The following is a 13,131-nucleotide window of genomic DNA, read 5'->3' as shown; positions in this document are numbered from 1 at the left end:
AAATCCCGCCGCCTGCAAAAGCGCAGGGGCGGGATTTTTAAATTTAGTATGTCCCGGTGTTTGGGACAAAAGGCTCTATGGCAGCAGGGCCATTAGGGGTGCGGATTGGTGTCCTCCGCATTTTCGGCCGCCTGCACCTGCTCTATAAAGCCTTTAATAAGCGCGCGGACAGATTCATCATCTGGCAGCATGGACAGGAGCATCAGCAGCGAGGTGGCAGAAAAGCCGTTTTCGCCCCGTTCCAGGGCACTGTAAGAGCGCCGGGCCATATGCATCCTTTCCGCCATTTTCTCCTGGGTCAGGTTCTCCAATTTCCGCACCTTCCGGGCGTGGTCGGGCAAATAAGCCAGCAGCAGATCATCGTACTTACGCATAGGGTAAACCTCCTATAAAAAATATTATAGGAAAATATTACCAATATAGGAGGCAAACTGCCATGAGGCGCACTTCTCTTTTTGTAAAAAAAGTAATTTGTTACCTGAAAACAAGAGATTGTTCTGGGTTTTGACGGAAAATGTGGATGGAAGAATGAGTAAGGCTGCGAACGAAACCCAAGTATAAAAAAACCGCTCAAACTTAGTGTTTAAGCGGGATTTTATGGTGGGCGCTAACGGACTTGAACCGCTGACCCCCTGCACGTCAAGCAGGTGCTCTAGCCAGCTGAGCTAAGCGCCCGGAAACAAAATCAAATTGCTTTATTATTTTACACGATAAGACAGGAAAAAGCAAGAGCTTTTTGAAAAAAATCTGGATCCTGTTTTATAATTCTTAAAGAAGCCCCTTTTCCCATTGGCAAGCCGTTCCTGGGCAATCCCGGAAGAAGCAAAAAGAATTCGCGCAAACTTCAGCACCTTCTCCGCTCTCAAACAGCCTCTGGGGCAGGCGGGTTCTAAGAACGTGCATAAGGCGGAAAAGCCTGTTTTTCATGGCTTGCTGTGCGGTTTTGGCATCCCATGGCGGATCAAATGGAGGGAAAAAGGCAGCTTGTTAATAAATTCGTAAGAAATTCGTTGCGTCCGTCTTAATTTGTTCACAATATTATAATATCATAGACTAAATACAGTTGCAAGGCCTGTCCGGCAGAGCATGCCCTCTGGGCAGCTTCCGGCAGCCCTTTCCTCTGTTTTATGGAAACAATCCGGCTGGAAAACGGAATTTTTCAGCCGCTCCTAATATTGATATATTGGAAAAGACTCTGAGAGGAGCGAAGGAATATGAAAACTCTTTCTGTTATCAATTTCGTGGTGGCAGCCCTGTTTGTGGCCTGCTGCTGTTACCAGGCGGTTTACTGCGCGGTTCGGATCATCCGCCGGCGCAGGGCGGGGACAGAGAAGGAGGCCGGAAGGCTGTGCCGCTATGGCGTGCTGATCTGTGCCCGGAACGAAAGCGCTGTGATAGGCCAGCTTCTGGACAGCATTGCCGGGCAGACTTATCCCGGAGAGTTGGTGGAGGTTTTTGTGGCGGCGGACAACTGCACGGACGATACAGCCCGGATAGCCCGCGCCCATGGGGCCGTGGTGTATGAACGGCAGAATAAGCTCCAGGTGGGAAAGGGCTATGCCCTTCGCTTCCTTCTGGGAAAGATACACGAGGAGCGGGGCCTGGAAAAGTTTGACGGCTTCTTTGTGTTCGATGCGGACAACCTGCTGGATCCCCATTACATAGAAGAAATGAACAAGGTGTTTGCAGACGGGGCCAGGGCAGTCACCAGCTATCGGAACACCAAGAATTTCGGGGACAACTGGATAACAGCCGGCTATGGCTTGTGGTTTTTGCGGGAATCGGAGTACATGAACCGCCCCCGGGATATCCTGGGGGTGTCCTGTGCCGTATCCGGCACAGGATTCCTCTTTGACCCCCGACTGCTGGAAAAGACAGGGGGCTGGGAGTATTTCCTGCTGACAGAAGATTTGGAGTTTACAGCCGACCTGATTGCCAGAGGGGAAAAGATACGGTACTGCCCTGGCGCCATATTGTATGACGAGCAGCCCCGCAGCTTCAGGCAGTCCATTATCCAGCGTTCCCGCTGGGTGAAGGGCTACCTTCAGGTAGTGGCAAAGCATGGCGGCAGCCTGCTGCGCACCCTGGTAAGCACCGGCAGCTTTGCCTGCTATGACACCTTGATGACCACCATCCCGGCCTGCGTGCTCACCGTATGCAGCTTTGCGGTGAACACAGGGATGTTCGTGCTGGGGATGCTGGGGGCCAGGGAGGAGATGGGGGTTTTCTTCCAGTCTGTACTTAGCGCCCTGATAAATTCGTATCTTTTAATGTTTGTCATGGGCCTTTTGCCCTTGATTACGGAGTGGCGGAACATTTACTGCTCCAGAGGGAAAAAGATACGGTATGCCTTTACCTATCCCATTTTTGTCTTTACCTTCGGCCTTGCCATGGTGCTGGCTGTGTGCGGGAACATAGAGTGGAAGCCTATCAAGCATACAGTGGCCGTGTCCATTGGGGACATGGGGCCGCGCACCCGGAAGTGAGGCAGGGGATTTTTCCAAAAAAACTGTAAAACCGCTTTATAAATGACGGCTCTTGTGATAAAATGGGAAAGGCAAAGGCCTGCCCCCTCACAAGAGTTGCTTTTTTGCGCGGACAGGCCCGACTGCCCGAATCCCGGAAGCAAACCCATAAACGCCATTATCTATAGAAAAAGGGAGTGCCAGTATGGTAACAAGAGTATTCGTAGAAAAACGCAAGGGTTTTGACGTAGAGGCCCAGGGGCTGCTTGCCGACCTGCGGCGCAACCTGGGGCTTACAGGCCTTGAGGAGGTGCGCATTCTCAACCGGTATGACGTCTCGGGCCTCAGCCCGGAGGAGTTTTCCGCCGCTGCCCGCACAGTCCTGTCCGAGCCGCCTATGGATAACGTGTATCCCGAGAGCTTCACCCTGCCTTCAGAATACCGGGTGTTTGCCATGGAATACCTGCCCGGGCAGTATGACCAGCGGGCAGACAGCGCTGCCCAGTGCGTGCAGTTTCTCACCCAGGGGGAGCGGCCCCAGGTGCTTTCCGCCAAGGTGATTGGCGTGAAGGGGGAAGTGGACGACGCGGGGTTCTCGAAAATCAAAGCCTATCTTATAAACCCTGTGGAAGCCAGGGAGGCTTCCTTTGAAAAGCCGGATTCCCTGGATCTGAAAGCGGACATGCCCGGGAAGGTAGCCCGGGTGGAGGGCTTCACCCAATGGGATGAGGCGGAACTAGAAAAATATTTCGGCTCCATGGGCTTTGCCATGACTCTGGAGGATCTTGCCTTCTGCCGGGACTATTTCCGGGACGAGGAGCACAGGGATCCCACGGTTACGGAGCTGCGGGTAATCGACACCTATTGGAGCGACCACTGCCGCCACACCACCTTCCTCACCCGCCTGGAGGAGGTGCAGGTAGAGGAAGGCCCCTTAAAGGAAGCGGTGGAAAAATCCCTGAGGGAATACCTGGAGGTGCGCGGGGAACTGTACGGGCAGACGGATCGGCCCGTTTCCCTGATGGACATGGGCACCATTGGCGGCAAATACCTAAGAAAGCAGGGCCTTGTGCCTGATTTGGACGTAAGCGACGAGATAAACGCCTGCTCCATCGAGGCCCCGGTGAAAATCAAAGATAAAGACGGGGAGCGGGTGGAAACCTGGCTTATCCAGTTTAAAAATGAAACCCACAACCACCCCACAGAGATAGAGCCTTTCGGCGGGGCCGCCACCTGCCTGGGCGGTGCCATCCGGGATCCCTTGTCAGGCCGGGCCTATGTATACCAGGCCATGCGGGTGACAGGCTCTGGGGATCCCACCCTGCCCTTCTCTGAAACCCTGCCCGGCAAACTGCCCAGCCGGAAAATTACCACCGGGGCCGCGGCGGGATATTCCTCCTACGGCAACCAGATTGGCCTTGCCACCGGCCAGGTGACAGAGCTGTATGACCCAGGCTATGTGGCAAAGCGGCTGGAAATCGGCGCGGTGGTGGGGGCCTCCCCCAAGGAGAACGTGCGCCGGGAAGAGCCTGCCCCCGGGGATGTTATCGTCCTTTTGGGCGGGGCCACAGGCCGGGACGGCATTGGCGGGGCCACAGGCTCCAGCAAGGCCCACACAGAAAAGTCTGTGGAGGTGTGCGGGGCCGAGGTGCAGAAGGGCAACCCGCCTACAGAGCGGAAGCTCCAGCGGCTTTTCCGGAATAAAGACTGCGCCCGGCTTATCAAGCGCTGCAACGACTTTGGCGCGGGAGGCGTGTGCGTGGCCATTGGGGAACTGGCCCCGGGGCTGGAAATAGATTTAGACAAGGTGACAAAAAAATATGAGGGCTTGGACGGCACAGAGCTTGCCATCTCTGAATCCCAGGAGCGCATGGCTGTGGTGCTGTCCCCGGAGGACGTGGAGAAGTTCCAGGCCCTGGCCCATGAGGAGAACCTGGAGGCCACCCCTGTGGCGGCGGTGACAGAGTCCCCCAGGCTGAAAATGGCCTGGCAGGGGGACGGCATTGTAGACCTTTCCCGGGCCTTCCTGGACACAAACGGCGTCACTCAGCGGGCAAAGGCGGCAATCTCCGCCCCCCAAGGCCCCTGCTACCGGGAAGCCGTCCCGGCGGCTTTAGAGGGCAAAGAGGGCTTGGAAGCATTGAAAACCAACATGGCCCGGCTGGAGGTGTGCGGGCAGAAGGGCCTTTCTGAGCGGTTCGACGCCTCCATCGGCGCGGGTACGGTGCTGATGCCCTTTGCCGGGGAAAACCAGCTTACCCCCGAGGAAGCCATGGTGGCAAAGGTACCCCTTTTAGAAGGGGAGACAGACAACTGCACCGCTATGGCCTACGGGTACATCCCCGGCATCGCCAAGTGGTCGCCCTACATGGGCGCGGCCTACGCAGTGGTGGAAAGCCTTTCTAAGCTGTGCGCTGTAGGGGCCGATCCCTTAAAAGCCAGGCTCACCTTCCAGGAATATTTCCCCCGCCTCCACGAGGATCCCAAGCGGTGGGGCCTGCCTGCCGCAGCCCTTTTAGGGGCGCTTTCCGCCCAGCTCCATATGGGCCTGCCTGCCATTGGCGGCAAGGACAGCATGTCCGGCTCCTTTGAAAGCCTGGACGTGCCTCCCACCCTGGTAAGCTTTGCCCTTTCCATGACAAAGGCCAGCAGAACCCTGTCTGCCTGCGTGCAGGAGCCGGGGACAAGGCTGGTGCTGCTGCCCCTGCCCGAGGACAAGGACGGTATGCCGGACTGGGAAAAGCTGAAGGCGTATTACACCTGCGTGCTGCAGCACATGGACTGCGGGGACATCACCGCCTGCGGCGTGGTGCGGGAAGGGGGCGCGGCCGCCTGCTGTATGCGCATGTGCTTTGGCAGCGGCCTGGGTTTCAAGTTTGCGGCTGGATTAAGCCGGGAAGCCCTCTATGCCCCCAAGGCCGGCGCACTGGTTGCTGCCCTTTCCAGCGAGGCAGAGGTAAAGGATGGCATCCTGCTGGGCAGCACCACTGGCAAAGGCTGCGTGGAGCTGGACGGCGGGAAAATGCCCATGGAGGAGCTTGCCGCCATCTGGAACGGCACCCTGGAAAAGGTGTTCCCAAACCTTGCGGAGGAAATGCCTGTGGCAGCGGACGTGCCCCTGTATGAAAGCCGGGAGAAAAAGCCGGGGCCTGCCATTAAAACAGTTAAGCCCCGGGTGTTTATTCCGGTGTTCCCCGGCACAAACTGTGAGATAGATACGGCCCGGGCCTTCCAGAAGGCAGGGGCTGAGACAGATATCCTGGTGGTGAAAAATCTTTCCCCCCAGGACATTGAGGAAACCATTGCCCGCATGGAAAAGGCTGTAAACGAGGCCCAGATTGTCATGCTGCCCGGGGGCTTCTCCGGCGGCGACGAGCCGGAAGGCTCTGGCAAGTTTATTGCCACCACTTTCCGCAACCCCCGCATTGCCCAGGCTGTCACAGACCTTCTGGAGAAGCGGGACGGCCTGATGCTGGGCATCTGCAACGGCTTCCAGGCTTTAATCAAGCTGGGGCTTGTGCCCTATGGAAAGATTACCGAGCCTAAAGAGGACGATCCCACCCTGACCTTCAACACCCTGGGCCGCCATGTGTCCCGGATGGTATACACCCGGGTGACAAGCGTGAAATCCCCCTGGCTCGCAGGGGCAGCCCCCGGGGATGTATACGCCATTCCTGTGTCCCATGGGGAGGGGCGGTTTGTGGCAGACGAAAAGGCCCTGAAGGCCCTGATTGCAAACGGGCAGATTGCCACCCAGTATGTAGACGCGGGGGGCGCGCCCAGCGGGGACATCCGCTGGAATCCCAACGGTTCAGTGTGCGCCATTGAGGGCATCACCAGCCCTGACGGCAGGATATTCGGCAAAATGGGCCACTCCGAGCGCAAGGGGAAGAACCTCTACAAAAATGTGCCGGGCAAAAAGGATCAGCTTCTCTTCGAGTCCGGCGTGCGGTACTTCCAGTAACCTGGTTGCTGCCCCTGCCTCCGGCGGCTTAGGGGGAGTTTTTAAGGAAAACTCCCCCTAAGAACCCCCAAAACCTTCACTTTGGGCGGGGCTGACCTGCTTTAGGGAAGCATATACTGTCTATATATAGAGAAGGGCCTGCTTTCCACAAGACAATAAGGTATCTTAGTTTTAGGATCAACCCCTTTTTCAAAAGGGGTTGTGGGGGTTTGGGGGCAACGCCCCCAAAGCCTTAAAGGAGAGATAACAAGCATGTTCAATTCCAGAAGCCGTAAATACCGCAATCCTACAGGGGCCGTAGCCGACGGGCAGGGGGTGCATTTCCGCATTACCCTGGATCGTCCCTTAAGCTGTACCTCGGCCCACCTGGTTATACAGCCAGAAGGTGGGGAAGCCCTGGTTTGGGACATGTTCTGGTGCGGGATGAACGGCGAGAACCGGGAGTGGTGGGAGTGCGAGTTTACCCCCGAAAAGCCGGGGCTGTACTTTTACCACTTTGAAATCCATACCTGCCGGGGCATCCTGACCATCTACCGGGGCGAGGGCGGCACAGGGGTGTTCGGTGGCACCAACCAGTGGCAGATGACGGTATACGACCACCGCTTCACCACGCCTTCCTGGCTTTTGGGGGGCATTATGTACCAGATTCTCCCCGACCGCTTTGCCCGTTCGGGCAGCCCCAAGGGGGAAATCCCCTATGGCCGCAGCTTCCATATGGACTGGCACGAGCAGCCGGAATGGCGGCCCAACGAGCAGGGGGAGGTTACCAATTCCGACTTTTTCGGCGGGGATTTGCGGGGCATACAGGACGCCCTGCCCTACTTGAAAGAGCTGGGCGTCACCTGCCTGTATCTGAACCCTATTTTCGAGTCCCACTCCAACCACCGGTACGATACGGCGGATTACTCGAAAATCGATCCCCTCCTGGGCACAGAGGAGGATTTTAAAGAGCTGTGCCAAAGGGCCAAAGAGCAGGGCATCCGGATTATTCTGGACGGGGTGTTCAGCCATACAGGCAGCGACAGCCTGTATTTCAACAAGTCCGGCCGCTATGGCACAGAGGGTGCGTACCAGTCCCAGGATTCCCCCTATGCCCCCTGGTATTCCTTCTACAAATGGCCCGACGGTTACGACTGCTGGTGGAACTTCAACACCCTGCCAAATGTGCAGGAGACAAACGAAAGCTTTAACGCCTATATCAACGGCCCTGGCGGCATTGTGCCCAAGTGGCTTCGGGCCGGGGCTTCGGGCTGGCGGTTGGACGTAGCCGACGAACTGCCCGACCTGTTTTTAGACAGGCTCGCCGCCGCGGCCAAAGAGGAAAAAGAGGATGCCTTGGTGCTGGGGGAGGTGTGGGAGGACGCTTCCAATAAATCTGCCTATGGCGTGCGCAGGCGGTATCTTTTAGGGGGGCAGCTTGACACAGTGATGAACTACCCCTTCCGGGACGCGGTTCTGGGCTTCATGCTGGGAGCGGATCCCCGGGAATTTAAAGAGATTGTAGAGAATATTGTGGAGAATTACCCGCCCCAGTGCCTGCACCTGCTGATGAACCATCTGGGCACCCACGACACCGAGCGTATCCTCACCATGTTGGGGGGCGAGCCTGCCGGGGGCCGGGGACGGGAGTGGCAGGCAGCCCAGCGCTTGACAGAGGAACAGCGCACCCTGGCCCTCCAGCGGCTGCGGCTTGCCTCCCTGATACAGTACCTGCTGCCTGGGGTGCCCTGCATCTATTATGGGGACGAGGCCGGCGCAGAAGGGTATCGGGATCCCTTCTGCCGCGCTTGCTTCCCCTGGGGCAGGGAGGACAAAGACCTGATAGAATGGTATAAGGGCCTGGGTCGTATGCGCCTTGCCCACAAGGACATCCTGGCCCAGGGGGCTTACCGCACCCTTCGGGCCGAGAACAATCTGCTGGTTTTCGAGCGGTATATTTTCACAGAAACCACCCGGGAAAGCCTGCTGCTGGTGGCAAACCGCAGCGGCAGGCCCCAGAGCATTAAAGGCCTGGGGCTGGATTTCACAGGGGCGGTTCCTGTGCTGGGAAGCCACCTGGGTACGGTGCAGGTAGTGCTGCCCTATAGCGGATCTGTGATGCGGTTTTCCCGGCTCCTTCCCCCGCCCCGGGAAGAACCTCTTGCCCAGGAGGAATAGGCAGGATTTTCCAGCCTTTTCTGACACCCTTCCGGTAGACTTTTCCACTGGAAGGGTGTATAATTAGTTCAATGAAAATCCCCCCCGTGGCTGCAAAAGCCTGTTCCCTCATCGAAACGGGGGCGCAACAAATGAATTGCTTCAGGAGGATGCGCTATGAAAAAACGATTGCTCAGTATCATCACCGCGCTGGCCCTGTGCCTGTCCCTGTGCCCTATAGGGGCTTTCGCGGCGGATGGTTCCGATCCGACTACTCCTCTGCCCAAGGAAAAAATAGCGGAAATTACAGGAGTAGATTTTACACTTTCCTACAAGGCAGACATGGGCCACAAGATATACTCAGCAGAACCTGTTGACGTGCAGCAGGAAAACCTGATTTTTAAGACGGCAGAAGGGGATTTTGCCGCTCCTACAGACGAGGAGATTCATGTTGATATAGATAAAAAGTGGTATGTCGGCAGAAATCCGGGTTCAAGCGCCAGTTCTGTGTCTGCGCCCAAGGATGTGGGAAGTTATACCCTGCGCGTAACCGTCACGGTGACAGCGCCGGATCCGGATCCAACGCCTGACACCAGTTCCACCCTCGAAAGCCGTTTGGCAAGCGGGAAGCATGAAGCTGAGCTTGTTTTTGACATTAAGCAGAAAGAAGTTGCCCCCACGTTGCGCACTGGCATTAAAAAGCCTTACGATGGCACGTCTGCGTATGAACCAGAAGGAGACTCTCCTTTTGATTTACAGGCGAGCGGTATTTGTCCGAATGATTATGACCTCGTTTCCTTTATAGGCACTTTCAGCTTTGATTCTTCCAAGGTGGGAGCACGTACCCTTTTGGGTATGAATATTAACATAACAGGGGACGCTAAAGGAAACTATACGCTGAAATCCGGAAGCGCAGAGGTTCCGGCAGAAATTACAAAAGCTTCCGCCCCTGTTTCCAGTGCCAGCCCTACGCTTACAGTGCGCAACAGACGCGCCCACATATATAGATATGCCCTGGAAGAGCTGCTGCCCGCCCTGCCCTCCGGACAGGAGTATGGCACAATAACCCCCGCCATTCAAATAGTTGAAGTTTTTGCCAACGCGTTTTTCAGCGGGAGCAATAAGCCCCAGGATGAGGGTAAGATTAATATTGATATCACCAAGAATGAACTCACGCTGGAAATTTCTGAAGCAAACCACGACGGCAGAAACAGGGTTGCTAAAATCATCCTGTTAATTGAGTCTGAAAATTTCAACGACTTTTCACTCACGCTGCAGGTGTACAGCGATGACAAAACCGGTATTACCATCACAGGCCTGGAGCCGGTTTCCCCGCCCTATGACGGCACGCCCCTGCTGGGGTATGCGGGGATGCCCCAATATTCCCAAACAGAGGGAACTGCCGGGACAGAAATGCCCAAGTATGAAGCTTCTGAACTGGATCACTCCTATGAAGGCATTCACGGTACAGATTACGGGCCTACGGAGGAGCCGCCTACAGAGCCTGGGGACTATACAGTTACCCTCAGCATTCCCGAGGCGGACGGGGACTTCACCGGAAGCTGGACCAGCCAGTTCACCATTACAAAGGCCATTGTCACCGTCACTGCCATGGAGCGCAAAATCAAAGTGGACGATCCGGTGCCGGATTTAAGCCGGCCTGTGCTGGACGTGGACTATACGGTTACCGGGCTTGCGGAGGGGGACGAGCTGAAATTCCCTCCCACCATGAAATATGCCACTGTGGCGGATTCCATCAGCGACGGGGAGTTTGAAATCCTGATAGACGGGGCCATGGTGCCGGATATGGATCACTACAACCCCGCCATCAAGTACGTGTCCGGCAAGCTCATTGTCACCTCCCTTTCGGATAAGGATGAAAACCCCTTCAGTGATGTAAGCGAGTATGCCTGGTATGTCACTGCCGTAAAATATGTGTACAACGAAGGCTTGATGAAGGGCACCACAAACACCCTTTTCTCTCCCACCAGCAACATAACCCGGGGCATGATGGTGACCATCCTCTACCGCATGGAAGGGGAGCCTAAGGTGTGGAGCACCAACCCCTTTACAGATGTGGACGAGGATGAATATTATTACGACGCTATCCGCTGGGCAAATTCCGAGCATATTGTACAGGGCTATGGCAACGGGCGCTTTGGGCCAAACGATGCCCTGACCCGGGAACAGCTTGCCATCATTTTCTATAACTATTCCCGCTACAATGCGGTAAACGTCAACAAGGCCGCCAGCTTGGATCGCTTTGTGGACGCCAAGTATACCAGCCCCGCAGGATACCGCGCCCTCCAGTGGGCCTGCGCGGAAAAACTGATTCAAGGCACTGGCAGCACCACCCTCTCCCCCAATGCCAAAGCCCTGCGGGCGCAGGTGGCAGTGATACTCATGCGTTACCGCACCAACGTGGCCCCGCCCCCGGCAAAGCCAGAGGAAACCCCGCCGGAGGTATAAGAAGCCCTAGAGCATGTTCACATAAAGCAATCACACGCATCTTTTCGGGTTATTTCATGGGATTCTGTGTTAGGAATCCTCGAAGATGCGAAAACGTTTTTCAAACGTTCGCCTTTCTTGCGGTTCCTGCCTTGAATCCCACAAAATCCCCTCGAAAATCTGCATATTCAACTTATGTGAACACGCTCTAACCCCATTTGCCCGCCAGCCGCCCTTTTGGCTGGCGGATATTTTTCGCCTGATGGAAAAAATATTCCTGTCTAAAACGGAAGGGGCGGCTTGACTTTTCAGCAGAAAGCGTGTATCATAAATATAGAGGAAATTTATAGAAATTCTCTTATAAATCCAGATAATTCGTGCGAAAAACACAGAAATCGGCACGGGGCAGCCAGAGAAACCCTGCCGGGAGCTGTGGGTGGTTTAGAAGCTTTTTTCAGATAAGGAGGAATTGTATGTTACCGGTTATTACGATTGCGCGCCAATACGGAAGCGACGGGCGCGATGTGGGAGAGATGCTGGCAAAGCGCCTGGAAATCCCCTTTTACGACAAAGCCCTGATTGCCATGGCGGCAAAGCAGAGCGGCCTTTCCGAGGAGGTTTTTGCCGACGCGGACGAAAAGGCCACCAGCAGCCTGCTGTATTCCATGGTTATGGGCAGCTATGCCTTTGGGGCTAGAATTCCCGGTGTAAACGAGATGCCCATCAATGACAAGCTGTTTATCATTCAGTCGGATATCATCAAAAAGGCGGCGGCAGAAGGCCCCTGCGTGGTGGTGGGCCGCTGCGCGGACTACATCCTCCGGGAGCATGAAAACTGCCTGAATGTCTTTATCCACGCCGACAAGGCCTACCGGGTCAGGCGGGCGGTGGAGCTGGGGGACTGCGAGGCCAAGCGTGCCCCGGATTTTGTCACCAAGAAGGATAAGCAGCGTGCCAACTATTACAATTTCTATTCCAACAAGCGCTGGGACGACCTGCAAAACTATGACATGGTGCTGGACACCTCCCGCTTCACAGTGGAACAGTGTGTGGATCTGCTGGAGGTGGCAGTGAAGCAGTTGGCGAAGTAAAGCCCTGCGATTTTTAACGCATATGCGAACCCTTGGAAGGGCCGGGTTTTTCCCGGCTCTTCTTTTTATTAGGGAAAACCTGTGAAAACCCTTGATTTTTTCAGGGGGGCTGTGGTAAAATAAAGCGGTTACAGCAAAACACACGCCGCAGGCTTGGATTGGTGCCCGGGTTTGCCCCGGGTCTGCCCCAAAAAAGCCCCTGCGGCGGCGGAAAAAACCAAGGAGGTATTTGTAACATGGCAGTTGTATCTATGAAGCAGCTTTTGGAGGCCGGCGTTCACTTCGGCCACCAGACCCGCCGGTGGAACCCCAAAATGGCTCCCTACATTTTCACGGAGCGCAACGGTATCTACATTATTGACCTGCAGAAAACTGTGCGCAAGCTGGAGGAAGCCTACAATTTTGTCCGGGATCTGGCCACCGAGGGCAAGAACATCCTGTTTGTGGGCACCAAGAAGCAGGCCCAGGACTCTGTCCGGGAAGAAGCCACCCGCGCAGGCGCATACTATGTAAACGCCCGGTGGCTGGGCGGCATGCTCACAAACTTCACCACCATCCGCACCCGCATCCAGCGCCTTGCCCAGCTTCGCAAGATGGAAGAGGACGGCACCTTTGATCTGCTTCCCAAGAAGGAAGTCAGCAAGCTGCAGCTTGAAATTGAGAAGCTGGAGAAGTTCCTGGGCGGCATCAAGGAGATGAAAGCTTTCCCTGGCGCCCTGTTCATTGTGGATCCCCGCAAGGAGCGCATTGCTGTGGCAGAAGCCAAGAAGCTGCACATCCCCATTGTGGCCATTGTGGACACCAACTGCGATCCTGACGAAATCGACTATGTTATCCCTGGCAATGACGACGCCATCCGCGCTGTCAAGCTGATTGCCGGCGCCATGGCAGACGCTGTCATCGAGGGCCGCGAGGGCCAGATGGGCGCTGCTGCCCGGGAAGAAGCCGCTGAGGAAGAGGCTCCCGCCCCTGAGGCCGGGGAATAATTCCAAAGTAATTTCCCACGCATATATGTTATAGATAGTTC

General features: G+C 55.8%; 8 protein-coding genes and 1 tRNA gene. 7 read left to right on the top strand and 2 right to left on the bottom strand.

The features are described from left to right. Nucleotides 1–92: 92 nt before the first annotated feature. Nucleotides 93–374, bottom strand: a complete 282-nt coding sequence (locus D1841_RS04195; RefSeq protein WP_160642165.1) for a helix-turn-helix transcriptional regulator — start codon at nt 372–374, stop codon at nt 93–95. 224 nt (nt 375–598) lie between these two features. Next, a tRNA-Val gene (locus tag D1841_RS04190) sits at nt 599–675 on the bottom strand. A gap of 114 nt (nt 676–789) precedes the next feature. Here D1841_RS04190 and D1841_RS18670 point away from each other — a divergent pair. The 7 genes from D1841_RS18670 (at nt 790) to rpsB (ending at nt 13,090) form a co-directional block, all read left to right on the top strand. Then, the gene (locus D1841_RS18670; RefSeq protein WP_160642166.1) at nt 790–1,002 is read left to right on the top strand and encodes a hypothetical protein; all 213 of its coding nucleotides are present in this window, start codon (nt 790–792) and stop codon (nt 1,000–1,002) included. A 212-nt stretch (nt 1,003–1,214) separates the two neighbouring features. Beyond that, complete coding sequence (locus tag D1841_RS04185; RefSeq protein ID WP_160642167.1) at nt 1,215–2,486, top strand: glycosyltransferase family 2 protein; 1,272 nt, start codon at nt 1,215–1,217, stop codon at nt 2,484–2,486. Nucleotides 2,487–2,670: 184 nt separating this feature from the next. Then, a complete protein-coding gene (locus D1841_RS04180) occupies nt 2,671–6,429 on the top strand; it encodes a phosphoribosylformylglycinamidine synthase (RefSeq protein ID WP_160642168.1) in 3,759 nt (1,252 codons plus the stop codon). A gap of 252 nt (nt 6,430–6,681) precedes the next feature. Continuing rightward, entirely contained in the window at nt 6,682–8,586 is a 1,905-nt protein-coding gene (locus tag D1841_RS04175; RefSeq protein ID WP_160642169.1) for a glycoside hydrolase family 13 protein, read from the top strand. Between the two features lie 156 nt (nt 8,587–8,742). Next, entirely contained in the window at nt 8,743–11,034 is a 2,292-nt protein-coding gene (locus D1841_RS04170) for an S-layer homology domain-containing protein (protein WP_160642170.1), read from the top strand. A gap of 452 nt (nt 11,035–11,486) precedes the next feature. Further along, nucleotides 11,487–12,104 carry an AAA family ATPase gene (locus D1841_RS04165; protein ID WP_160642171.1) on the top strand — a complete coding sequence of 206 codons (618 nt, stop codon included), beginning with the start codon at nt 11,487–11,489 and terminating at the stop codon, nt 12,102–12,104. 236 nt (nt 12,105–12,340) lie between these two features. Next, nucleotides 12,341–13,090, top strand: a complete 750-nt coding sequence (gene rpsB, locus D1841_RS04160; protein WP_160642172.1) for a 30S ribosomal protein S2 — start codon at nt 12,341–12,343, stop codon at nt 13,088–13,090. Nucleotides 13,091–13,131: the final 41 nt, after the last annotated feature.

It is taken from the genome of Neglectibacter sp. X4 (assembly GCF_009917365.1).
GTDB lineage: Bacteria > Bacillota > Clostridia > Oscillospirales > Acutalibacteraceae > Acutalibacter.
Note: the sequence above shows the minus strand (reverse complement) of the source record. Positions and strands in the feature narration are given on the sequence as shown.